The sequence below is a fragment of the Roseomonas sp. GC11 genome (genome assembly GCF_024437745.1).
Lineage (GTDB): Bacteria > Pseudomonadota > Alphaproteobacteria > Acetobacterales > Acetobacteraceae > Pseudoroseomonas.
This window is the reverse complement of record NZ_JANFNY010000003.1, coordinates 103,245-125,950: the sequence shown is the minus strand read 5'-3', so window position 1 is coordinate 125,950 and position 22,706 is coordinate 103,245. Positions and strand designations below refer to the sequence as shown.

Here is a 22,706-nt window from a genome sequence, read left to right as displayed (position 1 = left end):
TCCGTGAAAACCTGATTGTCGCTGCTCTCCACCATGCCCAGAACATGGGAACAGCATTCAAGCTCTAACAGGCCTTACACCCAGGCCCCGCTCTGCCGCGGTGCCGCCCGGGCATAGAGAGGCGCCGCCACCTCCAGCGGATTGCCGATGGAAAGCCCCGGCGCCGGATAATAATCCACGAAGAGATTGATCCGGTCCGCCTTCCCCTTATTCCTCACGGAATGGCGCACGCGGTTGTTGAAGTCATAGGCGTGGCCCTTGAGCATGGTGAACTTCCGCCCGTCGATCTTGTATTCGACGCTCGGCGTGCTGCTCAGCGAGACATGGATGCGGTGGGCGCGGGCGGCCATGGGCTGGCCGTCGATATGCGGCGCGACCGTGGCGCCGCCGCGCAGCCGCACCAGGGCGAGGCGCGTCACCACCCCGTGCGGCCGGTGCAGCGGGGCGATGGCCTGGCGCACCACCGGCTCCAGCAGGCCGCGGAAGCGCTGCCAGTCCGGCAGGGTAAAGACCGGCCAGAGGTCGGTATCCTCCCGCGCGAGGGGCATGTAGGGCTCGGGGTCCAGGCCGCGCTGCCGGGCCCAGACATAGACGAGATCCTCGAAATGCTGCAGCCCCGTGGCGCTGGCCGAGGGGTGCCACTCCGTCTTCATCACGATGCTGTCCGTGGCCGAGTGCACCCCGGCGGCCAGCACGTCGCGGCGGAAGGTGTTGCCCGTCCAGTCCTCTTCCGTCAGCCCGCTGATGGCTTCCAGCAGGGGGGCGACATCGATGGGGCCGAGGTCGCGCAGGGGGGTTCCGATATCCATGGCCTATCTCCTCCCCGGGCGAGGGCTGGCGCAGGGCGCAGAACACCGCGCGCTGCCGCGCGCGCGGCACCGTTTCAGCCCGGTATTTTGAGAATTTTGAAAAAGCGCGGTCGTTCGGGCCCGCAAGCGTGCCCGTTACAGTATTAAAACTCCTGCCTTATCGCAGCCGGGGATTCATGCGCAGAGAAGGCGGAATTTTGAACCTGGTTTTTTTTGATAACGACTATCGCTTTCACCGATGAATGGGCACGGCGTTGTGATGATCTGTCATTCCGGTGAAAACGAATCCGTGACAATTTCAAAAAGAGAGGAATCTTCTTTTTCTGAAGAAAAAGAAGCAAAAAGACTTTGTCCGGGAAAAGGCCTGGTTGGGGTGGTGCCGCCGCTTGGGCGGCACCGCTCAGCCCCAGCGGCGGCGCGCCGCCTGCTCCAGCCGCGAGGCACCCAGGAAGCAGAGCACCGAAACCACCGTGGCGATGGCGCTCGCCCCCAGGGCGCGGTTCATGTCGAGATCGGCCCGCGCGGCATGGAAGATCTCGCCCAGCCCGCCGCTGCCCATCAGGAACTCGGCCAGCATGGCGGCGAGGATGGCATTCGCCCCCGCCAGCCGCAGCGCCACCGTCCAGTCCGGCAGCGCCGCCGGGCCGGCCAGCAGCCGCAGCCGCGCCCAGCGCGAGGCGCCGAGCACGCGGAACAGGTCGTCACTCCCCGGCGGCAGGGCGCGCAGGCCGGAGCCGGTGAAGACGAAGGAGGGGAAGAAGGAGATGATGGAGACGATCGCCAGCACGGTGCGCGTGTCATAGCCGAAGAGCCGCGCCAGCACCGGGATCAGCGCCACCACGGGCACCGAGGCGAAGACCAGCCCGAGCGGCGTCAGCAGCCCGCCCAGCAGGCGGGAGAGCCAGGTGAGCACGGCCATGCCCGTGCCCAGCGCCATGCCGAGGACCAGCCCCGCCGCGGCCAGCCACAGCGTCTGCCCCGTGGCGGCGAGGTAGAGGCCCGGCGCCGCCACGATGTCGCGCAGCGCGCCAAGCGGCCCCGGCATGACGATGCTGTTGACCCCGGACCACTCCACCGCCACCTGCCAGCCCAGCAGCAGCGCGATGACCCCCCAGAGCCGGCGGAAGGCGCCCCAGAGGCGCAGCGCCGCGCTCACCGGAAGCGCCGCGCCAGGGCGTGCTGCACGAGGCCGAGCAGCCCGTAGAGCACCAGGGACACCAGCACGGCGAGCAGCACCGCGCTCCACAGCAGCGGGATCTGGAAATTCTGCATGGCGTTGATGATGAGCACCCCCAGGCCGCGCGGCGCGCCGAACCATTCGCCGATGAGCACGCCGATCAACGCGGCGGGTGCGGCCATGCGCAACCCGCTGCCCAGCACTGGCAGCGCCGCCGGCAGCTCGACCCGCCACAGCCGTGCCACCCGCCCGCCGCCCAGCACGCGGATCAGGTCATGCAGCACCGGCGCCGCGGCGCCCAGGCCGGAACTGGCCGAGACATAGATGATGAAGAAGGTGGCCAGCCCCGCCAGCGCCGCCGGCGTGACCTCCCGCCCCAGCAGCAGGATCATCACCGGCGCGAGGGCAATGGCGGGAATGGCGTGGATGACGGCGGCCAGCGTCTCCAGCCCCGGCCGCAGCGGCCGCGCCGCATGCGCCAGCAGCGCCGTGCCCAGCCCCGCCCCCAGCCCCGCCGCATAGCCCAGCCCGAGCGCGGCGAGCGAGGCGGAGAGCGCCCGCTGATAGAGCGGCCAGCGCGCCGGGTTCAGCAGCAGCGCCAGGACATCGCTCAGCGCCGGCCAGGAGAGGCCGAGCAACCGCTCCCGCCCCACCACCTCCCAGGTGCCGAGGAACAGCGCGATGCCCAGCCCGCCCAGCGCCAGGCCGCGCAGCCGCTCCGCCTGTGCCGGACTCATGTCGCGGGGGCCTCCAGCGCCTCGGTCAGCTCGTCGCAGAGCTGGTGGAAGAGCGGCTCGCGCATCATCTCCGGCGTGCGCGGGCGCGGGAAGGGCACGGCGAGGTCGCGCACCACCCGGCCCGGGCGGCCGCTCATCACCAGGATGCGGTCGGCCAGGAACAGCGCCTCGTCCACGCCATGGGTCACCAGCAGGGTGGTGGTGCGCTGCTCCGTCCAGATGCGTTGCAGCTCGATATTCATCTGGCGGCGGGTGACGGCGTCCAGCGCGCCGAAAGGCTCGTCCAGCAGCAGCACATCGGGCTTCAGCACCAGGGCGCGGGCGATGGCCACGCGCTGGCGCATGCCGCCCGAAAGCTGGCGCGGCCGCGCCTTCTCGAACCCGGCGAGGCCGACGAGGCGGATCAGCTCCGCCACCCGCGCCGCATCCACCGGGCGGCCCGCGACGCGGTAGGGCAGCGCGATATTGGCCGCCACATCCAGCCAGGGCAGCAGCGCGTGCTCCTGGAAGGCGACGCCCAGCCGGTGCTGGCGCGAGAGTTCCGCCGGCGCCCGGCCCTCCACCGTCACCCGCCCCTCGCTCGGCGTATCGAGCGCGGCGACGAGGCGCAGGATGGTGCTCTTGCCGCAGCCGCTCGGCCCCAGCAGGGCGACGAACTCGCCCTCCCCCAGGGCGAGCGACATGTCGTGCAGCGCGCGCAGTTCCCGCCCGTCATCCAGGCGGAAGCGCTTGCCGACCGCCTCCAGGCGGATCGCGGAACCGGCGCCGCTCATGCCACCACCGCGTCGAAGCGCGCCATGATCTCCGGCCGGCGCTTCGCCAGACGGTGGCGCAGCGCGTCCATGTCGATGGTCAGCACCTCGCGCTCCCTCACCACCAGCCGGCCATCGACGATGACGCTGCGGATATCCTGGCCCACCACGCAATGCGCGGCGAGGAAGAGCGGGTCCTCCGCCCCCATCTGGTCTGCCCCCGTGGTGTCGGCCAGCAGGATATCGGCGCGCTTGCCGACCTCCAGGCTGCCGATCTCGGCGCCGAGGCCGAGGGCGCGGGCACCGCCGCGCGTCGCCACCTGCAACAGCGCCTCGGCGCTCATCGGCGTGCGGATGTGGTAGGGGTGGCCGATCATCGCCGCCTGGCCGATGCGCGCGGCATGCGCCACCTGGAAGATGTCCAGCGTGCCCGCCGTGGCCGCGCCATCCGTGCCCAGCCCGATATCGATGCCGCGCCGCCACATCTCATGCAGCCGGGGCATGCCGATGCCGTAGTTGTTCATCGCGCAGTGGCAGGCCGAGACGCGGTGCTTCTGGTAGAGGTCCACCTCCTCCGGCGTCAGGATCACCGAATGGGCGCCGTGCAGGTGGCGCGACAGCACGCCCAGCTGCTCCAGATACTCGGTCGGGCGGCAGTTGAAGCGCTCCAGCGCGTAATCCACCTCATAGGTGCCCTCGGCGAGGTGGGTGTGGATCTTGGCGTCCAGCTCATGCGCGGCGGCGGAGATCTGGCGCGTCAGTTCCGGCGTGCAGACGATGATCTGGCGCAGCGCCAGCGTCCCCTGCACCCGCCCCTGCCCTTCCCGCCGCCAGCGCCGCACCAGGGCGACATTGCGCTCCAGCGCCCCATCCGTGCTCATCAGCATGGAGGGCGGCATGGCGGGCCCGGCGAAATCCGTGTTGCGGTCCACCGTGGAGAGGGCGACGAAGCCGCGGATGCCCACCTCCAGCGCCGCGCGCGCCATCTCATCCGGGTGCGGGCCACCGGCATCGGCGAAGCAGGTGGTGCCGCAGAGCAGCATGTTGGTGTAGGCGACGAGCCCGCTGAGATGGACGTCCTCCGGCTCCAGCAGGCCCTCGAAGGGGATGTAGTAGTTCTTCCAGGGCGGCATGCGCAGCGCGCGGCTGCGGCTGATCTCGGCCAGCTTGCCGCGCAGCAGCTGTTGCGCCGTGTGCACATGCGCGTCGATCAGCCCCGGCATCGCCAGCCGCCCGCGCCCGTCCAGCACCGTCTCCGCCCGCGGCAGGCCCTCGGCCGCGGCGCTGCCGATCCAGGCGATGCGCCCGCCCGAGACGGCGATGGCGGCATCGCGCAGCACGGTGCCGGCATCGTCCAGCGTCACCACGTCGCAGCCACGGATCAGGATGTCGGCCGTCTCCGGCGGCGGTGTGGTCATGATTTTCTTCCTGAATCCATTCAGATTTTTCTTTCAGTCTGGCGTCCCGCCTCTGGCCTGATGCGGAACGCCAACTGAAAGAAAGTTTTTGGTTCTTTTTACAAAAAGAACCTTTTTTAAATGCCCTGATGCGCCTCGGCCACCACGTCGAAATCGGCGATCTTCGCGATATCGGGCAGGTTGGTGCGGCCCGTGGCGCGGGCGGCGGCATACATCGGGCCTTCGATCAGCGCACGGTCCAGCGAGAGGCGGGGGTGGCCCGGCTCGCTGTAGGTGGTCAGATCCTTCTGGAGTTCGTTCTGGCGGATCTGCTGCTGCAGATCGAGGCCGAGATCCACGCCATACTTCTCCACGGCCAGCTTGGCGCCCGGCAGGGGGTCCTGGTCGTTCAGCGTCCAGGCCTGGATCTGGGCGCGGACATAGCCGACCACGGCGGCGCGGTTCTTCTCGAGGAAGGCGCGGGTGGTGATCATCACGCCGCCATAGCTGCGGAAGCCCAGTTCATCGAAGCTGGCGAAGTGGAAATCCTTGCCCCATTTCAGGCCCATGCGCTCCAGCACGATGGTCTGGTTGGCGCTGAAGGCGGTGTAGCCATCGCCATCGCCGGCCAGCAGCGGCTCGGGCGAGAAGCCGGCGGGCACCGGCGTCCAGCGCACCGGCAGCCCGGCGAGCGACAGGGTGGCCTCGATGGCGGTGCGCTCATTCGGCCCCTGCACCAGGATCTTGCTGCCGACGATATCGGCCGCCGTGCGGATCGGCTTGCGCGGCAGGGAGAGGATGCCGAGCGGGTTCTTCGGGAAGACCGCGGCGATCATCACCAGATCATTGCCCTTGGCCACGGCATCGAGGAAGGGCAGCCAGCCGGCATAGCCGAGATCGGCCTTGCCGGCGGCCAGCACCACGGGCGCCGGCAGCGCGTTGGGACCGCCGGGGAACCATTCCACCGCCAGGTTCTGCTTCGCGAAGAAGCCGCGCTCGATCGCCAGCCACTCGCCGACATACTGGACATTGGGGATCCAGCCGAGTTGCATGCGCACGCGGGTGGGCGCCGGCTGGGCCAGGGCCGCGCGGGCAAAGGGCGAGACGGCGGCGGCCAGCGCAAGCTGGCCCAGGAGATGGCGGCGGTTCACGGCGGCTCCGTCGGGCTTCTGGGGAAAGGGGGCACAATCCCGCTTCTGCTGCGCCGCATCAAGAGGCCGGAGCGGACTCTTCCGCAGGCGCCCAGACCACCGGGTGGGTGAGACCGGTCTGCACATTCACCAGCCCCTCGGGCGCCTGGGGGCAGGGCGCCACCAGCACCCAGCGCCAGGGCGCGCAGGTCAGGGTGGCGAAGCAGAGCCGCTCCGGAAAGCCCGGGAACCAGCGCGGGTGCCAGCTCGGCTCATACATCCACTCCACCGCCTCGCCGGCGGCGTAGAGGGCGCGCATCTCATCATCCAGTTCCCCGGCGGGGCGGCAGGTCATCAGGCCGCCGACCTCGTAGCGGACGGTGGCCACCAGTTCCCCCTCCCGCACCAGGGCCCAGCCGCCGCCCTGGTCGCGCAGCGCGTTCACCGCCCGCGCCATGGCGGCATCGCAGGAGCCGACCACCCAGATATTGTGCTTGTCATGCGCGACGGAACAGGCGAGTGCCGTGCCCGGCGTGCGGGGCCCGCAGCCGAGCCAGAACATGCGCGCCACCTTTCCCTCGCCCGAGAAGCGGTCGACGATGGCGAATTTCGTCACGTTGCGGGCGGGGTCGCGCTGCACCAGCCCGCCTTGCACCGGCAGGTCCATCTCCAGCAGGTCGTCATGCCAGTGGAAGGGGCGCAGCAGGGCGGCGCGCATGGTGGCCCGGCCCGGTGCGGCGGGGATGGCGAAATCCGCCGCCGTCAGGTCCCGCCGGATGTTCACCGTATCCGTGGCCCAGCCGGGCCAGTCGATGCGCGGCACGGGGGCGATGTGGCGGCCCTCCTCCGCCACCTTCCGCCCGTCCGCCCAGACGGCGGCGATGTCGAGGGCCGCGACATCGCGCAGCAGCACGACGTCGGCGAAGCGCCCCGGCGCCAGGCTGCCGACCCAGGGCGTCAGCCGCATGTGCCGCGCCGGGTTCAGGGTGATGCATTGCAGCGCGATCTCGGGCGCGAGGCCGAGGCGGATGGCCAGCCGCGCATTGTGGTCCGTCGCCCCCAGGCGCAGCGTGTCGGAGGCGCTGCGGTCATCGGTGGTGAAGGCGATCTGCGACCAGTCGGCGAGGCCGCGCGCCAGCAGCCAGGGGATCACCTCCTCCATCGAATGCGGGCGCAGCTCGATGAAGAGGCCGTGCTGGAGCTTTTCCCAAACCTCCTCCGGCGTCCAGCCCTCATGATCAGAGGCCAGGCCGGCGGCGGCGAAGGCGTTGATGCTGGCGAGGTCGCGCAGCCCCGCGCCATGCCCCTCCACCACGCCACGCGCGGCGAAGGTGGCGCGGATCATGCCCCAGAGCCGTTCATGGGACGGATTGTCGGCATCGCGCAGAGCGGGCCAGTCCATCACCTCGTCCAGCCCGGCCACCATCAGGCTGCGGGCGAGGAAGCCGCGCTGCTCCGCCTCGCCATAATGGCCGCCGCCCCATTCATAGGCGGTGGGGGGCACGGCGGAGCCGGGCAGCGGGAAGATCTTCAGCGGCGAGCCCTGGCGCCGCGCCTCCAGCCAGAATTCCAGGTTGCGCGGGCCATCGACATTGGAGAATTCATGGCTCGCCTCGCAGGTCCAGGTATTGCCGCGCGGCAGGACCAGCGCCGCTTCCCATTCCGGGGTGAGGTGGGAGCTTTCGATATGCTTGTGCACCTCGCCGAAGCCGGGCACGGCGGCGAGGTCCGGGTATGCCACGCGCTGCCGCGCCGTGCCGCCATACTGCCCGGCGGGGCCGACCCAGGCGATGCGGCGCCCGCTGATGACGATCTCCTGGTCCTCCAGCCATTGGCGGCTGTGCACCTCGAAGAGCCGGCCGACGCGCAGCACCGTATCCGCCGGGGCGCGGCCGAGCGCCACCTGGAGCAGATGGCGGCGGATGCGGACCTCGCCCTCGGCATCGATCAGCAGGTCGTCGGCGGGGTCTTGCGGCATGGCGCGCTCCGGTGTGGCAGGGCTGGCGGTGAATAGGGTCCGCGGCGGCGGGCTGGCAAATCCCCCCGCTGCCGGGCCGCGCGGGAAAGGAGTAGAGCTTCGCTTCCCATCGGCCGCCAGAGGATCGCCGCGATGCCGTTCTTTCGTTCCTCCCATCCCCTGCGGCGCCGGGGGGCGGCTGTGGCGCTGGTGCTGGCGCTGGCCGGCGGCGCCCAGGCCCATTTGGCGCAGGCCCAGCCGGTGACGGCGCAGCGGCAGATGGCGGCCACCGCCAACCCGCTGGCGACGGAGGTGGCGCTGCGCGTGCTGCGCGAGGGGGGCAGCGCGGTGGATGCCGCCATTGCCGGGCAGATGGTGCTGGCGGTGGTGGAGCCGCAGGCCTCGGGCCTTGGGGGCGGCTCGCTGCTGCTGGTATGGGACGCGGCGCGGCGGGATCTCGCCTATTACGAGGGCCTGGCCAGCGCCCCGGCGGGCCTGCCGCAGGATTACGCGCATGACGCGCAGGGCCAGCCCATCCCGGCGGAGGCGCTGGCGCGCAGCGGGCGGGTGGTGGGTGTGCCGGGGACGCTGCGGACCCTGGCGCTGGCGCATGCGCGGCATGGCCGCCTGCCCTGGCCCCGCCTGTTCCAGGAGGCGATCGCCCTGGCGCGGGATGGCTTCGCCCTGCCGCGCTACCTGCATGCCGTGCTGCGGGCGCAGCCGGGGCTGGCGGGCAAGCCGGGCTTCGGCCTGTATTTTGGCGCGGATGGCCAGCCTCTGCCGGTGGGCAGCCGGGTGAGCAACCCGGCCCTGGCCGCCACCCTGGCGCAGGTCGCGACGGATGGGGCGGAGGTCTTCTACCGTGGCCCGATCGCGCAGCACATGGTGGCGGCTGTGGCGGCGCATCCGCTCCCCGGCACGCTGAGCCTGCGGGATCTGGCTGAGTATCGCCCGGTGCAGCGGCGCCCGGTCTGCCTCGGGGTCTTCCGGGTGACGCTGTGCAGCGCCGCGCCCCCGGCGGCGGGTGGCATCGCCGTGCTCCAGCAGTTGTTCCTGCTGGAGCAGGCGGGCATCCAGGCCCATCCGCCGGGCAGCCTGGAGGCGGCGCATCTCTTCCTGGAAGCCTCGCGCCTGACCGAGGCCGACCGGCGGCGCTTCCTGGGTGATCCGGACCAGGTGCCGGTGCCGGAGGCCGGGCTGTTGGAGGCCAGCTATCTGCGGCGGCGCGCGGCGCTGATGGACCCCGCCCGTGCCATGCCACAGGTGTCCCCCGGCCAGCCCACAGGGCGCAAGGCGGAGGCCGCACCCTCGGACCCCCTGGCGCTGCCGGCGACGACGCACCTGTCCATCCTGGATGCGGATGGCAATGCCGTTTCCTTCACCACGACACTGAACCTCAATTTCGGCGCCGAGATCGTGGTGGATGGCGTCGTGCTCAACAATGGGGTGACGAATTTCGCGACCCGCCCGGTGGTGCAAGGGCAGGTGGTGGCGAATGCGGCCGCCCCGGGCAAGCGGCCGATCACGACCATGGCGCCGAGCATGGCCTTCGCGGAGGATGGCAGGCTGCGCCTGATCCTGGGCGCCGGGGGTGGCGCGCGGATCATTGACTCCGTGGCGCAGACGGCGCTGGGGGTTCTGGGATGGGGGCTGGATGTGCGGTCCGCCATCGAGCAACCCCGCATGGGCGCGCAGAACCGGGCAGAGGAACTGGAAAAGGGCACGGCCGCCGAGGCTCTGGCCCCGGGCCTGCTGGCGCTCGGGCATGCGCCAAAGATAGCGGTGATGAATGCGGCAGTGCAGGCCATTGCCGTGCAGCCCGCGCCAATGGCAGGTTGGGCGGACCCGCATCGGGATGGCAGCGCCGCCGGCGATTGACCGGGCAACGCGGACCAAGGCGCAGTGGGTTTTTACACGGTAAAAGCGGTTTTACACGGTCAAACCCCCTCTCGTCTTCTGGACCGGGTTCGGGCATGTTGCCGCCCGTGACCCGGATCAGAAGTTCCATGACAAAACCCAGGATCATCATGGTTTCCAGCCCCAAGGGTGGGGTCGGGAAATCCACCTTGTGCCGCAATCTGCTGGTCTGTGCCGCGCATTCCGGCAAGCGTGTGCTCGGCGTCGACTTCGATGCGCAGGGCACCCTGGCCACCTGGGCAAGGCGGCGCGAGACCCTGCGCGCCGCCATCCCGGATTGCCTGCCCGTTCCCGTGCAGCAGGCGGAACTGGCCGATTGGCGCGCCGCCCTGGAAAAAGCCCGGAGCAGTGGCGCCGATGTCGTCTTCTTTGATACGCCGCCCAGCGTCGAGGTGAATATCAGCGCCATCCTCAGCCTGAGTGCCGAGGCGGATTTTCTCCTGGTGCCCTGCCAGCCTTCTCAAGATGATCTCGATTCCGCCACGCCCTGGATGACGCGGCTGAGCAGTGCAGGGGTGCGGGCGGCCTTCGTGCTCAACAAGGCCAATCGCCGCACGCGTTCCTTCGGCGTGATCCGCACGCGGCTGCTCTCCCTGGGCCATGTCTGCCCGGTGGAAATCCCAGCCCTGGAGGAAATCGCCGAGGCTTCCGGCAAGGGGCTCGGCGTGATGGACCTCAGCCGTTCGCAGAGCGCCGAGGTCTTCGAAGGCATGTGGAGCTATGTCGCGCGGGAGGTGCAGCTGTGAAAGGCATTTCGCTCAAGCGGGTCCGCAACCTGCCGGCCGAGGATGTGACTGTTGCCGACCTGCGGCCCCAGCAGATCGACCAGTTGACCCAGATTCCCGGCGAGTTGCTGGACACCATCCAGGATGTCTTCGCCGGTACGGATTTCACCAGCCGGCCGGAGCATGTGCGCGCCCTGCTCGATGCCCGGCGTGAGGTCGTCTCCGCCTGGGGCAGCGCACGCCAGGCCTTCCTGGAAATCGGCCGTGCCCTCAATGCCCTGGACCGCACCCTTCTGACCCGGGAGGAGCGCGAGGCGCTACAGACCGGCTTCGGCCGCATTTTTCCTTTCAGCGCCCCGGTGGCCAGCCAGTTCCGCAGGGTGGCCGAGATGATCGACAGCGGGCGGGTCGCGCTGGAACAATGCCCTGGCTCCTACAGCGCCGCCTATCAGCTGGCGCTGATGCCGCCGGAGCAGATCGCCATTGCCCGGCAGCGCGGCTTGATCAGCCAGAGCACGACGCGCGCCCAGCTCATGGCCCTGCGTAAGGAACTCTCGCGCGCGGCACCCTCCACGGTGGATCTGGGGGCGCTGCTGGCAGAACGGCGGCGCCTGCAGGAAGCCCGGCTGCGGGGGCTGGAGGAACTGCGCCGTATCCGCACCCGGCTGCGGGAAATCAACCGCGTGCTGGAAGGCGGCGACCCGGCTTGAGGGGGCGAAGCCCCTCAAACTCCCCCCTTTTTTCCCTTGGGCAGGGGAGATGCTCCCCGGCACTCGCCGTCCGATGGGTTTTCAAAGGGCTCAGGTCTTTGGTCGCGGCAAGGCATTGCCGTGCAGGGTTGAGAGGGGCGAAGCCCCTCTCCTCGCGGTCGCTCAGAAACGCGGGCCGTGGTCGGCGAAGATCACATCTCGCCGCGGGCGGGAATACCGTCAGAACTTGACGGGGGGAGGGGAGGGGCTGAGCGAAAGCCCCTTTTCCACCACCTGCACCTTTGCGGCGCGATAGGCGGCCAGGGCCAGGGCCAGCGGCTCCTTGAACTCGTCCTTGAAGGTTTTCAGGTGCTTCTCGCGGCCGAATTGTCGCCACAGGGCAGGCCAGCTCACCACGGTTTCGTTCTTGAGCGCATGCAGGCGGAAGGCCAGCCACAGATAGATGTCGATGGCGCGTGGCGAGGACTGGATGTCCTTGATGGCCGAGCGATCAATGGGAATCGGGTGGCGGCGCAATTCGCGATAAAAGGCCTCGGAGAGGACCACGCGTTCGATCATGCGCACGGGGCGCTTGGTGCGCGGGTCGTCTTCCGTCACGTATTGGAAGGCTTCCACCAGCCTTTCATTGACGATCACCGCCTCGCGGTCCGAACCGAACTTGAAGTCGATGGCGCAGCGGGCGAGGCGCTCCAGCTGGTCGGCGATCTTGCGGCTGACAGGCCCGCCGCGCGACAGGCCGAGCCGCTTCAGCAGCACATTCGGATTGCGGCCCATGACGATTTCGCGCGAGCCTTTTTCAAAGGCTTCCGTCTGCCAATCGATCAGGATCAGCCGTGCCAGCGTGCCGACGGGGACGGAGAGATGTTCACGCGTGCCATTGTCCATCACCCGCACGCCGGGGCGGACCAGAAGCTGGGCGTAGTCCGTGCCGATCAGCCAGTCCTCGCCGGGTGGATGCTCACGGTGCGGCAGGCCGGCCAGGCACCAGGCGGAATAAGTATAGCCGATCTCGAAATCCTGCTCGACATCGCGGATGATGCTGGCGGCGGCGGTATCGGCGATGCGGCGGCCATTGCGCCCGGCGACGGTCCTGATCAGCGAGGCTCGGCCTGGGTCGGTATCCTCCAGCCGCGCGGCGATGCCGCCGGCCGATGTGACCGCTTCCTGAGCCCCTTTGGCCTCGACCAGCTCGTGAATGGAGCCGAAGAGGTCTGCCTGGTCCACTGCGCTCATGAACGTTCAAACCTCAATAACCGATGTCTCGGCGGCCCTTTCGATGGCACAGCATGGCAGGGTCGTCGATGTGTCTTTTGCCGACCCTGGCCTTTCCACAGGATGTGTCTCTTGCCGGCACATCCAATAAGAAGATTGGATTCTTAGAACTATTGAAGTGGTCGGCAGAAGACACTGGGATAACCCTCTCATCTCCTTGGAAATTAAGCATACTGGCTAAAATTCCTTCCGCGGGCGTTCGGAAGGCGGCCGGCAATAATCACATCCCGGGCCGCGCCAAGGCGGCGGTCGGCAATCGTCACATCGCCCTGCGCGCAGCCTCCCACCCCGCGCAAGCCCGGTGAGGAGTCGCGCAAAACCGCCCGAGTCCCGCCGATTCTGGCCGGCAAGGATCACATCCACCGCCCCTCCGGCAGGCCGGTCTGGTCGGCAAGGATCACATCCGCCCGGCCCCACCCGCCCGCTGGTCGGCAACAATCACATCCTGCCGGGGGAGGGGGCCGCCGCCCGCATCTGGCCTTCAGCGGGCCGGGCGGCTACTTCCCTGGCGGGTGCCCCGCACCCGCCCCTTCCGCCCGGAGCCGCGCCCATGCCCGAGGATGACCCTCTGTTCCAGCTGGAGGAGGCCGGCTTCCGTGCCGGGCCGCGCTGGCTGCTGCACCCGCTCAGCCTGCGCCTCGCCCCCGGGCGCATCATCGGGCTGATCGGGCATAACGGCTCCGGCAAGTCCACCCTGCTGAAGCTGCTGGCGCGGCAGATGGCGCCGAGCCAGGGGCAGATCCGCTTCGCCGGCCGGCCCCTCGCGGCCTGGGGCGGGCGCGATCTGGCGCGGCAGGTCGCCTATCTGCCGCAGCATCCGGCCCCCGCGCCGGGCATGCTGGTGCGCGAGCTGGTGGCGCTCGGCCGCTACCCCTGGCACGGCGCGCTGGGCCGCTTCGGCGCGGCGGATGCGGAAAAGGTGGAAGCCGCCCTGCGCGCCACCGAAGTGGCGGCGCTGGCGGAGCGGCAGGTGGAGACCCTCTCCGGCGGCGAGCGGCAGCGCGCCTGGCTCGCCATGCTGGTCGCGCAGGAAGCCCGCTGCCTGCTGCTGGACGAGCCGATTTCCGCCCTCGATGTCGCGCATCAGGTGGAGGTGCTGGAGCTGGTGCGGCGGCTGGGCCGGGAGCGGCGCATCGGCACCATCCTGGTGCTGCACGACGTCAACATGGCCGCGCGCTATTGCGATGAGATCATCGCCCTGCATTCCGGCCGGCTGGTCGCGCAGGGGGAGGCGGCGGCGATGATGCGGGCGGAGACGCTGCGGGACATCTACGGCCTGCCCTTCGTCATGCTGCCCCATCCCGCCGGGGCGGTGCCGCTGGCCTTCCCGGCCTGAGGGTGGCCAGAGGGGCGGCCTGCGGGCTCAGGCGGCCTCGGCCTCCCCGGCGAAGCGGGCGCGCTCGGCCCGCGCCGCGCGGTCGATGAAGTTCACCAGCGCCCGCACCCGCGCCACCCCGCGCTGTTCCCGCTTGGTGACGACAAACACCTTCTCGCGCGGGCCCTCGGGCTGGACGGGGATGCGCACCAGGCCCGCCTGCGGGTCGCCCAGGAAGCAGGGCAGGGCCGTCACCCCCACCCCCGCCAGGGCGGCGGCCAGCAGCAGCGGCATGGTGCCCGCCTTCATCGCCGGTGGCTGCTCGCCGAACAGCACGCTCATCCACAGCGCCTCGGGCATCGGCATTTCCTGGCCCGTGGTCTGCAGATAGGGCACGCCGCCCAGCCCGCCCGCCTGCCGGATGCGCGCCGCCAGCGCCGGGGTGCCATAGAGGGCGAAGCGGCATTCATTGATGCGGCGGATATCCAGCCGGTCCGAGACGGGGCGGCTGATGCGCAGGCCGAGATCGATCTCCCCCTGCAGCAGCGAGTCCAGGGAGAGATCGCCGAACATCGTCACCGTGATGCCGGGGCAGGTCTCGCGGAAGGCGGGGAGGTGGGGCGCCAGGAAATGCGTGAGCAGCGCGAGCGGCGCGGTGACGCGCACCTCGCCTTCCAGCCGCGCATCGGCGCCGCCGGCGCTGCGCGAGAAGCTGGCGATTTCCTCCTCGATGCGCTGGGCATGGGTCAGCACTTCCTCCGCCGCCTCGCTGCGCACCAGGCTCTGGCCGCGGCGGTGGAAGAGGCGCACCTGCAAGGCGCCCTCCGCCGCCGCGAGGCGCCGCGCCACGGTGCTGTGGCTGACGCCGAGCTGCCGCGCCGCGCTCAGCAGCGTGCCGCAGCGGTCCAGCGCCAGCAGGACACGGAGATCATCCCAGTTGAAATCGGCCACGGCCATCCCTGCGCGGTGATCGCGCCTATGAAGCCATGACGCGGCGCACAAACCAAGCCGCCGTGGCGCCGGGCGGCGGCTTCGGGCATCACGCCGCCTGCACCGGAAAAAAGGCCCGCCATGTCGCGCATGATCTTTCCCGAGGGCAGCCTGCTGGCGGCCCTGTCCGGCCCGGAGGCGCCGCCGGAGGGCCGCCGCCTGGCGCGCCACCTGCGTGCCGAGGGCGCGCCGGCCGTGGCGATCGGCCCCGGCATCATCGCCCTGGCCGAGGGGCTGGCCCTGTCCGAGGTCGCGCATTCACCCGCCGTGCCCGAGGCCCTGCCGCCGCTGTGCTGGATCGAGGCCGGCCCGGTGGAGGGCGCGGGCGCTCTCGCCGGCTGGGTGGTGGAGCGGCGGGGCGATGGCCTCGCCGCCCGCGGCTTTGGCCGTGACCTCGGTCCGCCGGAGGCCATCCTCCTCGCCTTCAGCGGCCGGCGGCGGGAGGAGGAGCCGGCCGTCCGCCGGCTGCGTGGGCTGGCCACCGCCCTCAGCCTGCCGGGGGTGATGGCGGAGATGGGAGAAAGCGCCCCCATCCTGCTGATGCCGGCCGAGGCCGCAGGCCCGGAGGCAACCCTGCTGCGCGGTCTGCGCCTCTCCCTCGCCCTGCTGCGCGACGCGGTGCCGTGAGGCGCGGGAGGTAGGACGGCTTTTCAGGAAATTGTTTCTCCAGGCGCGATGCCAGGACCTGCGCTCGCCGGCCGGAAGGCGTCGCGCCGGCCTGAGGGGGCTGCGCCCCCTCAAACACCCTCCATTCTCTCCCTTGGGCAGGGCACAGGTTCCCCTGCCCCCGCCTTGCAAAAGCTTGCCCGGGGAGAAAGTGGCTGCTCAGAAGCTGTAGGTCAGGTTGCCCTTCACGCCGTTGCTCCGCACCTCCCCGCCGAACTGCCCCTGGTAGCTGATGCTCAGGGAGAGTTGCGGCGACAGGCTGTGGCTCAGCCCGGCGCCGAGGATGGCGCTATCCCGCGCGAGGGGCAGGCCCCCCACGCGGAATTCCGGCCCGCCGCCCTGGAAGGCCAGGGCCGCGCTGCCGGCGGTGTCGCCAAAGGCATGCTGCCAGCCCAGGCTCGCCTGTGGCCGCAGCGCGAGGCCGCCCAGGGTGACACCGCCCTCCGCCCGCAGGCCGAGCGTGGTGTAGGTGGTCTCCACCGTGCCGGCGGAGCCGCGCAGGGCGGCGGTGGAATCGCGCTCGCCGAAGGCGCCGCCATCCACCCGCACATGCGCCAGCCCGGCGAAGGGCTGCACCTGGAGGCCCCCCAGCGGGAGGCGGTAATGCACCTCGCCGAAAAGCTGCGCCGTGCCGGCGTCGTAATCGGCGCGGGCGGTGCTGGCATAGCCGGGGAAGGCGATGCGCCGCTTCGTGCCGATGTCGTGCCAGGTGTAGGCCCCGCCCGCCAGCAGCCCCAGCGCGCCATATTGCCCGCCGAGATAGAGGCCGAGATCCAGGTTGTCGCTGTCGCCCGAGGCGCCGCGCGCCCCGGCGCGGAAGCTGGTGCGGCTGCCCCCGGTGACGAGGCCCGCCCGCCAGTGCGCGCCCAGCGGCGCATCCAGGCCGAGCACCATCCCGCCCAGCGTGGCCGAGAGCGCGGCGGCATTGCCGTCACTCCCCGCCCGCGACCAGTTGCCGAAGCCCTGCCCCCAGGCGGTGAGCCCGCCCAGGCGGCTGTGCCGCGTGGCGGGGCCGGCATCGCCGCCGCCATTGTCATCGCCCTCGCCGGGTGTGCCCCCCTGGCGCAGCCGCGCGCCCACCGCATCGCGCAGGAAACGCGACTGGCGCGAGAACAGCCCCGGCAGGCTGGCATGGATCTCGCCCGAGAGCGCATCGAAGCTCGTCGCCGCCCCGGAGGTGGTTTGCGCCAGCACCCGGTCATGGACCGTGTTGCCAAGGCCGAGCGCCTGCACCGCGGTGGCCGTCGCGCGCTGGTTGGCGGTGCGCGCCAGGCTGGTGAAGCTGACATCATTGCGCGCCAGCACGAGGCTGACGCTGGTGGCGTCATAGCTCAGCAGCGGTGTCAGGAAGGCGAGGTTGCTGGTGACCGTGCCGAAAGTCCCGCTCACGCCGCCATCGGCGCGCAGGATGACATAGCTGGCATAGGGGATGGCATAGCCGGACTCCGCCACCACCGCGACCGTGCCGCCGAGCAGCGTGGCCGTGCCGCTCGCCAGGATCTGGTCATGCGTGCCATCGGTGAGCACCTCCACCTGATAGGTGGAACCGGCATTGAAGGTGACATGGCCGCTGACGTTCAGCGTGCCCGGCGAATAGCCGGGGGCGGCGAGGCCGCCATTCTCCACCACCAGCCCGCCGATGGTGCCGCTGCCGCTCAGCGTGCCGCCGCTGCCGATGGTGTAGCTGGAGGCGGAGCTGGAGCCGCTCGACAGCATGAAGCTCGTGTCGCTGACGGTGACGGCGCCGGTATAGGCATCGGCGCTCTCGAACAGCACGGTGCCGCCGCCGGTGAAGCGCACCGTGCCGCTGCCGGTGATGGTGCCGGGGAAGGTGTAGCTGTCCGAGCGGTTGAAGACGAGCGCGCTGTTGTTGACGATGGTGCCGACGAGGCTGCCGCTGGTGCCGCCATCGCCGATCTGCAGCGTGCCGGCGCTGATGGTGGTGCCGCCGGTATAGGTGCTGGCGCCGGTCAGGATCAGCGTGCCGGCGCCGGTCTTGGTCAGGCTGCCGCTGCCGGTGATGGCCTGGGCATAGGTGGCGGTGTCCGCCTGCTCGAAGACCAGCGCGCCATTGTTGACGATGGCGCCACTGCCGAGGCTGGCGACGCTGCCCACCAGCGTGCCGCCGGAAATGGTGGTGCCGCCGCTATAGGTGTTGGTGCCGCTGAGCCGCGTCGTGCCGCTGAGCACCAGCAGCCGCCCGGCGCCGGTGATGTTGCCGGCCAGCGTATAGTCGGTGCCGGTGTGGTTGAGGACGATCTGCCCGTCGCCCTCGCCGAAGCGGATATGGCCCGCCGCCTGGACGAAGCCCGGCGCCGCCGCCGCCTCGCCCTGCAGCGCGCCGATGGCGAGGGTGCCGCTGCTGCCGCCATAGGTGGCGATCTCGATGAAATTGTCGGTGGAGAGCAGCGCGCCCTCGCGCACCACCAGCGTGCCGGTGCCGCTGAAGCCCACGCGCAGATTGCCGCGGTAGGGATCGCGCGCCAGCACGCTGTAGGTGGTGCCGGCGCCGGAGAGGATGAGCGTGCCCTCCGACCCGCTATCGACGCCGAGCGCGCTGGTGTTGGAGGTGACGCTGGCACCACCCGAGACGATGGCCAGGCCACGCCCGGGCGAGCCATTGCCATTGCCGCCGATATAGAGGCTGAGGCCGTTCTCCCAGCGCGTGCCGCTGCCGGTCACCGTGATGGTGGCGAGGCCGGTGGTGGAGTCGATATAGCTGGCATCGGCGGCGAGGGTGGCGCCGCCGCTGATGGTGGTGGTGCCGCCGCCCTGGCTGAACCAGCCATCGCCCGCGTTCCAGTCCGCCGGCGGCTCCGCGTGCAGCGTGCCGATGCGCAGGGCCGAGCCCTGGCCGGAGACGCTGATGGTGGCGCCATCGCCGGTATAGAAGCCGCCGCCCTGTGTCTCGAAGACGCCGCCATTGGTGATGGTCAGCGTGCCGGTGGAATTGGTGTTGCGGCCGATCTGGGCATGGCCGGCATTGACCCAGCTGCCGCCATCGAGGGTGATGGCGCTGGTGCCGCCGCTGCCAGATTCCACCACGGTCGCCGCGCTGCTCAGGCTGCTGCCGGAGAGGAGGCTCACCGTGCCCGTGCCGCCGCTGCCGACCGTGAGCGTGCCGCTGCTGGTGAAGCTGCTGCCGCCCTCGAGGGTGAGCGTGCCGCTGCCCCCGGCATTGACGCCCAGCGTGGCCGCGCCGGTGGTGAGGCTGCCCTGGAGGGTGAGCGTGCCGCTGCTGCTGATGCCGAGCTGCAGATCGCTGGCCGTGGCACTGGTGCCGGTGGAGACCACCGGCCCGGCGGAATCGATCAGCACGCTGTCGGCGGCGGTCGGCGCATGCGCATCCCCGGCCCAGTTCGCGTCACTCGACCAGTCGCCGCCCGAGCCGCCGCTCCAGGTGACGCTGCCCGCCGCCGCCGGCAGGGCGAGGGCCAGCCCGCTGAGCAGGGCCAGGGCGCTGGCCGAGCCGCGCAGAGGCCGCCTCCCCCTGGCCGTGTGAGACGCTTCCCACCCTCGACGAGGGATGGGCGCCGTTTTGTTTTGCATGGCGAGTCCAGCTTTTTTGCTTATTGTAACACGATCGTATCGTTGTCATGGCTGGCGCGCCGGGGCAAGGCGAAAAGATGGACGCTTTATGTTGTGAATTTCATCAAGGAAGCCTGAAGCAGGCGCGGGCGCACCGGAACCCCAGGGCACAGGGCGGGTGGGGAAGGGGGCGGGAAGGGCAAGGCCGGGGGCGGTCCCCGGCGCCCCCGCCCAGCTCTCAGCCGCCGGATGTCAGGCCCAGTAGGTGCCTTCCATCGGCACGGCCAGGAAGCGGCTGTTCAGCTCCGCCGTGGTCGCCGCCGGGTCGAGATCGGCGCAGCGCTCCGGGTGGAACCAGCGCGCCAGCGCCTCCAGCATGACGATATGCGCCGGCGTGTCGTTGAAGGGATGCCAGATGGCATGCGCCCGCCCGGCCTTCACGGCGGGCAGGATGTCCAGCCGCTCGCGCTGGAGCATGGCCGCCATCTCGCGCCGGGCCTGGGCCGGCTCCACCCCCGTGCCGAGCGAAATGCCGCCGCGCCCGCCATAAGGCCCGCCCGTGGCCACATAGATCGCCGGGTCCTGGTCCAGGATGTATTCCAGCGAGAGCTGCCCGACATTGCCCGGCAGCAGGTCCGCCCCGATATTGTGGCCGCCGGCGAAGCGGATCATGGCATCGAAGGCGCCCTTGCCCGGTGAGGCACAGCAGGGCGTGCCGCCGGCATGGGCATGCACCACCACGCGCGGCCGCGCCGCCCCCAGCCCCTCCAGCCGCGCGGCGATGCGCTCCATCCGCCCGGCATAGAAGCGGTCGAAGGCGGCGGCGCGCTCCTCCAGCCCCAGCAGCGCGCCGAGGATGGCGATGCTGCGCCGCGTGTCGCGGATGGGGTTGCTGAAGAAATCGATGACCACGACAGGAATGCCGGCGGCGGCGAGGCGGTCGAGATTCTCCTGCAACTCCCCCCGCAGCGCGGCGCCACTGGCGATGATGGCATCCGGCTGGGCCGCCAGCACGGCCTCCACCGACAGGCCGCCGCCCTGGCTGCTGCGCGAGACGATGGGCACGGCATCCGCCTTGGGGAAGCGCGCGCGCAGGGCGGCGTATTCCGGCGCGTTCATCTGCCGCAGATCATCCGCCCAGCCGGCGACGAGGGAGACCGGATCCGGGTGCAGCAGCCCCATGGCCAGCACATGCCGCGCCTGGGTCAGCACCACGCGCCGCGCCGGGCGGGGCAGGGTGATCTCGCGCCCGCGCAGGTCGGTGAGGCGGAGCGGCGCCTGCGCCCGCGCCAGGCGGGGCAGGGCCGGGGTGGCCAGCAGCGGCAGGGCAGCCCCGAGAAGGTGGCGGCGGTTCATAGCGTCTCTCCGGCCGGGCAGAGGGCGAAGCGGGTGGCGCGGAGCAGGGCGTGCAGCTTGGCCGAGCCATGATCCTCGCCGGGGAATTCCAGGAAATCCGTGTCCAGCCCGGCCTCGCGCAGCAGCGCCGCCAGGGCGCGCGCCCGGGCGATCATGCGGCGCGAGACCCGCAGCGGGCCGCGCGGGCCGTTGTTGCTTTCCTCCAGCCCGCCCACGGTGACCAGCAGGCGCGTGCCCGCGGCGGCGGCAGGGGGGGCGGCGGCGAAGCGGCGCGCCGCCTCCATCGCCAGGCCATCCTCCCACCACAGCGAGGGGCTGGCGGCGATGATGGCGTGGAACAGCCCGGGCCGCGCCAGCAGCGCATAGGTGGCGAAGAGCCCGCCCAGGGAATGGCCGAACAGCGCCAGCCGGGTGCGGTCCACCGGGTGGCGGGTGGCCAGGGCCGGCAGCACCTCGCTGGCGATGAAGTCGAGGAAAGCCTCCGCGCCGTCTCCGGCCAGGGGCTGGCCGGGCAGGGGAGGGGTATAGTCGCGCTGGCGCGCCGGCGGGTCATAGCCTTCGCCGCCGCCATGGCCGAGGCCGAGGATCAGCGCCGGTGGCGGCGGCGGTGCCGTGCTGCGCCAGCGCAGGGCGCGGTAGGCCTCGACCGCCGTGGCGAAGCAGGGATTGGCATCCAGCACCAGCAGGACGGGGTAGCCCTCGGGCGGCGGCGGCTCCTCCGGCCAGGCCAGGGCCAGGCGGTAGCGCCGGGCGGGATCGCCGCCGGCCGTCATGTCCCAGCTCAGGCTGCGTGGCAGCGCGACGGGCGGGGTGTCCATCATGCGCCCCCGGCATGGCCGGTGGGGCCGCGCGTCTCGCTCAACCGCATGGTGGCGGGTCGTCCTGTCCTGATAATGCGAACTGTTCGCATTTTCTTGTCGCAGAGCCTGCGGCGCTTTACAAGAGTAGCGGGTGTTCCTCCACCGGGTGTCCGCCGTGTCATCCACCGGCAATTGCTCCACCTGCGCATTTTTGATAATGCGAGGCAATTGCAAAATCTTACCCACAAGGCCAGTCCATGCCGACATATGCTTCCCATGGCGCCCTTTCCCGCCCGATGATCGGACGCCGCCATGCCCTCGCCCTGCTGGGTGCGGCCGGGCTGGCCCTGCGCGCCGCGCCGGCCCGCGCCGCCGCCGCCGTGGAGAAGACGGTGAAGGTCGCCCCCGGCCTTTATGAACTGGCCGTCAGCAGCACCACCAACCTTGTCCATGTCGCGGCCGCCGGGGCGCGTGGCGCCAATGCCGCCAAGGTCATCGGCCTCGACCTGCGCACGCTGGAAGTCCGCTCCACCATCGAGCTGGGCGAGGAAGCCGTCTTCGGCCTCGCGGTGAATGACCGCAGCGGCACGCTGTTCGGCACCGGCACGCGCGCGGGCAAGCTGATCGCCATCGACCTGCGCAGCGGCCAGATCAAGGCGCAGATCGGCGAGGGCGAGGGGGCGCATCTGCGCCAGGTCGTCGTCGATGAGGCGCGCGACCGGGCCTTTGTCTCCGTCGTCGGCGTGCGCGGCAAGCCGAGCGCCATCTGGGTGGTGGACACCGCCGCCGGCAAGGTGGCGCAGGTGATCACCGAGGGGCTGGACGGCATGTTCACCGGCCTCACCTATGATGCCGCCGGGGACCGCCTCTTCGCCACGGCGTTGCAGAGCAACGAGGTGGCCGAGATCAGCCTGTCCCGGCAGGCGGCGGTGCGCCGCTTTGCCGCGGGTGGCGAGGGCACGGTGAATGTCGCCTTCGACCCCGCCAGCAAGCGCCTTTACTGCGCCAACCAGAAGAGCGGCGATCTCAGCGTGATCGATGCCGCCTCCGGGCAGGTGGTGAAGGCGGTGCCGACGGGGGAGGGCGCGCTGGGTGTCACCCTCTCGGCTGATGGCGCGCTGGCCTATGTCGCCAACCGCGGCGCCGGCACGGTGAGCGTGGTGGAGACGCGTGGCCTGACCGTGCTCGCCAGCCTGCAGACGGGCACCCACCCCAACACCGTGGCGGTGGATCGCCGCAGCGGCCTCGCCTACGTCACCAACAAGGCGAAGATGGGCCCGCGCCCGCAGCCGGGTCAGGCGCCGGTGCCGCCGCCGGAAGACCCGAATGGCGATACCGTCAGCCTGATCAAGGCATAAGAATTTTCTTTTTCTGAAGAAAAAGAAACAAAAAGACTTTTTCAGTTTAGCGTCCCGCCTCAGGCCCGAGGCGGGACGCTGACTGAAAGAAGTTTTTTGGTTCTTTTTTA

The 22,706-nt window shown here is 70.6% G+C and carries 18 protein-coding genes; 6 read left to right on the top strand and 12 right to left on the bottom strand.

Going from position 1 to position 22,706, the window contains the following annotated elements; genetic code table 11:
- Nucleotides 1–74: 74 nt before the first annotated feature.
- From NON00_RS02005 to NON00_RS01975, 7 genes are all read right to left on the bottom strand, one after another.
- A complete protein-coding gene (locus NON00_RS02005; RefSeq protein WP_256017147.1) occupies nt 75–809 on the bottom strand; it encodes an aspartyl/asparaginyl beta-hydroxylase domain-containing protein in 735 nt (244 codons plus the stop codon).
- Between the two features lie 400 nt (nt 810–1,209).
- Nucleotides 1,210–1,965: an ABC transporter permease subunit gene (locus tag NON00_RS02000; RefSeq protein ID WP_256017144.1), complete on the bottom strand. Its 756-nt coding sequence runs from the start codon at nt 1,963–1,965 to the stop codon at nt 1,210–1,212.
- A complete protein-coding gene (locus NON00_RS01995; protein ID WP_256017142.1) occupies nt 1,962–2,723 on the bottom strand; it encodes an ABC transporter permease in 762 nt (253 codons plus the stop codon). Before NON00_RS01995 ends, NON00_RS02000 begins: the two co-directional genes overlap by 4 nt.
- Nucleotides 2,720–3,496, bottom strand: a complete 777-nt coding sequence (locus NON00_RS01990) for an ABC transporter ATP-binding protein (RefSeq protein WP_256017139.1) — start codon at nt 3,494–3,496, stop codon at nt 2,720–2,722. The genes NON00_RS01995 and NON00_RS01990 overlap by 4 nt, the downstream gene beginning before the upstream one ends.
- On the bottom strand, nt 3,493–4,893 hold the full coding sequence (locus NON00_RS01985; protein ID WP_256017137.1) for an amidohydrolase family protein: 1,401 nt from the start codon (nt 4,891–4,893) through the stop codon (nt 3,493–3,495). Before NON00_RS01985 ends, NON00_RS01990 begins: the two co-directional genes overlap by 4 nt.
- Nucleotides 4,894–5,009: 116 nt before the next feature.
- Complete coding sequence (locus tag NON00_RS01980) at nt 5,010–6,023, bottom strand: ABC transporter substrate-binding protein (protein WP_256017134.1); 1,014 nt, start codon at nt 6,021–6,023, stop codon at nt 5,010–5,012.
- 58 nt (nt 6,024–6,081) lie between these two features.
- Entirely contained in the window at nt 6,082–7,980 is a 1,899-nt protein-coding gene (locus tag NON00_RS01975; RefSeq protein ID WP_256017132.1) for an adenine deaminase, read from the bottom strand.
- A 132-nt stretch (nt 7,981–8,112) separates the two neighbouring features.
- On the opposite strand from NON00_RS01975, the gene NON00_RS01970 reads away from it, so the two are divergent.
- From NON00_RS01970 to NON00_RS01960, 3 genes are all read left to right on the top strand, one after another.
- Entirely contained in the window at nt 8,113–9,837 is a 1,725-nt protein-coding gene (locus NON00_RS01970; RefSeq protein WP_256017129.1) for a gamma-glutamyltransferase family protein, read from the top strand.
- Nucleotides 9,838–9,932: 95 nt separating this feature from the next.
- A complete protein-coding gene (locus tag NON00_RS01965; RefSeq protein ID WP_370688653.1) occupies nt 9,933–10,622 on the top strand; it encodes an AAA family ATPase in 690 nt (229 codons plus the stop codon).
- Nucleotides 10,619–11,311, top strand: coding sequence for a hypothetical protein (locus tag NON00_RS01960; RefSeq protein ID WP_256017123.1), 693 nt, complete (start codon nt 10,619–10,621; stop codon nt 11,309–11,311). Before NON00_RS01965 ends, NON00_RS01960 begins: the two co-directional genes overlap by 4 nt.
- Nucleotides 11,312–11,530: 219 nt before the next feature.
- Here NON00_RS01960 and NON00_RS01955 read toward each other — a convergent pair whose 3' ends face one another.
- Nucleotides 11,531–12,544, bottom strand: coding sequence for a replication protein RepA (locus tag NON00_RS01955; RefSeq protein ID WP_256017120.1), 1,014 nt, complete (start codon nt 12,542–12,544; stop codon nt 11,531–11,533).
- Between the two features lie 589 nt (nt 12,545–13,133).
- Between NON00_RS01955 and NON00_RS01950 the strand changes: the two genes are divergently transcribed.
- The gene (locus NON00_RS01950) at nt 13,134–13,919 is read left to right on the top strand and encodes an ATP-binding cassette domain-containing protein (protein ID WP_256017117.1); all 786 of its coding nucleotides are present in this window, start codon (nt 13,134–13,136) and stop codon (nt 13,917–13,919) included.
- Between the two features lie 27 nt (nt 13,920–13,946).
- On the opposite strand, the gene NON00_RS01945 is transcribed toward NON00_RS01950, so the two are convergent.
- A complete protein-coding gene (locus NON00_RS01945; RefSeq protein ID WP_256017114.1) occupies nt 13,947–14,849 on the bottom strand; it encodes a LysR family transcriptional regulator in 903 nt (300 codons plus the stop codon).
- Nucleotides 14,850–14,969: 120 nt separating this feature from the next.
- Here NON00_RS01945 and NON00_RS01940 point away from each other — a divergent pair, with 120 nt between their 5' ends.
- Nucleotides 14,970–15,515 (top strand): hypothetical protein, encoded by a 546-nt coding sequence (locus NON00_RS01940; RefSeq protein ID WP_256017111.1) that lies wholly within the window; start codon nt 14,970–14,972, stop codon nt 15,513–15,515.
- 198 nt (nt 15,516–15,713) lie between these two features.
- Here the strand turns inward: NON00_RS01940 and NON00_RS24700 are convergent, their stop codons facing one another.
- The 3 genes from NON00_RS24700 to NON00_RS01915 all read right to left on the bottom strand — a co-directional run bounded on the left by NON00_RS24700 (nt 15,714) and on the right by NON00_RS01915 (nt 21,259).
- Nucleotides 15,714–19,103, bottom strand: coding sequence for an autotransporter domain-containing protein (locus NON00_RS24700; protein WP_305123156.1), 3,390 nt, complete (start codon nt 19,101–19,103; stop codon nt 15,714–15,716).
- 231 nt (nt 19,104–19,334) lie between these two features.
- Nucleotides 19,335–20,438 (bottom strand): ABC transporter substrate-binding protein, encoded by a 1,104-nt coding sequence (locus tag NON00_RS01920; protein WP_256017108.1) that lies wholly within the window; start codon nt 20,436–20,438, stop codon nt 19,335–19,337.
- The gene (locus NON00_RS01915; RefSeq protein ID WP_256017105.1) at nt 20,435–21,259 is read right to left on the bottom strand and encodes an alpha/beta hydrolase; all 825 of its coding nucleotides are present in this window, start codon (nt 21,257–21,259) and stop codon (nt 20,435–20,437) included. The genes NON00_RS01920 and NON00_RS01915 overlap by 4 nt, the downstream gene beginning before the upstream one ends.
- Before the next feature lie 275 nt (nt 21,260–21,534).
- On the opposite strand from NON00_RS01915, the gene NON00_RS01910 reads away from it, so the two are divergent.
- Nucleotides 21,535–22,596, top strand: coding sequence for a YncE family protein (locus NON00_RS01910; RefSeq protein ID WP_256017102.1), 1,062 nt, complete (start codon nt 21,535–21,537; stop codon nt 22,594–22,596).
- Nucleotides 22,597–22,706: the final 110 nt, after the last annotated feature.

What these genes read in the sequence shown, in the direction of transcription:
- NON00_RS01995 (WP_256017142.1), bottom strand. Translation starts at nt 2,723, where the DNA reads ATGAGTCCGGCACAGGCGGAGCGGCTGCGCGGCCTGGCGCTGGGCGGG.
- NON00_RS01970 (WP_256017129.1), top strand. Translation starts at nt 8,113, where the DNA reads ATGCCGTTCTTTCGTTCCTCCCATCCCCTGCGGCGCCGGGGGGCGGCT.
- NON00_RS01920 (WP_256017108.1), bottom strand. Translation starts at nt 20,438, where the DNA reads ATGAACCGCCGCCACCTTCTCGGGGCTGCCCTGCCGCTGCTGGCCACC.
- NON00_RS01910 (WP_256017102.1), top strand. Translation starts at nt 21,535, where the DNA reads ATGATCGGACGCCGCCATGCCCTCGCCCTGCTGGGTGCGGCCGGGCTG.
- NON00_RS01955 (WP_256017120.1), bottom strand. Translation starts at nt 12,544, where the DNA reads ATGAGCGCAGTGGACCAGGCAGACCTCTTCGGCTCCATTCACGAGCTG.
- NON00_RS01950 (WP_256017117.1), top strand. Translation starts at nt 13,134, where the DNA reads ATGCCCGAGGATGACCCTCTGTTCCAGCTGGAGGAGGCCGGCTTCCGT.
- NON00_RS01915 (WP_256017105.1), bottom strand. Translation starts at nt 21,259, where the DNA reads ATGATGGACACCCCGCCCGTCGCGCTGCCACGCAGCCTGAGCTGGGAC.
- NON00_RS24700 (WP_305123156.1), bottom strand. Translation starts at nt 19,103, where the DNA reads ATGCAAAACAAAACGGCGCCCATCCCTCGTCGAGGGTGGGAAGCGTCT.
- NON00_RS01940 (WP_256017111.1), top strand. Translation starts at nt 14,970, where the DNA reads ATGTCGCGCATGATCTTTCCCGAGGGCAGCCTGCTGGCGGCCCTGTCC.
- NON00_RS01990 (WP_256017139.1), bottom strand. Translation starts at nt 3,496, where the DNA reads ATGAGCGGCGCCGGTTCCGCGATCCGCCTGGAGGCGGTCGGCAAGCGC.
- NON00_RS01965 (WP_370688653.1), top strand. Translation starts at nt 9,933, where the DNA reads ATGTTGCCGCCCGTGACCCGGATCAGAAGTTCCATGACAAAACCCAGG.
- NON00_RS01975 (WP_256017132.1), bottom strand. Translation starts at nt 7,980, where the DNA reads ATGCCGCAAGACCCCGCCGACGACCTGCTGATCGATGCCGAGGGCGAG.
- NON00_RS01985 (WP_256017137.1), bottom strand. Translation starts at nt 4,893, where the DNA reads ATGACCACACCGCCGCCGGAGACGGCCGACATCCTGATCCGTGGCTGC.
- NON00_RS02005 (WP_256017147.1), bottom strand. Translation starts at nt 809, where the DNA reads ATGGATATCGGAACCCCCCTGCGCGACCTCGGCCCCATCGATGTCGCC.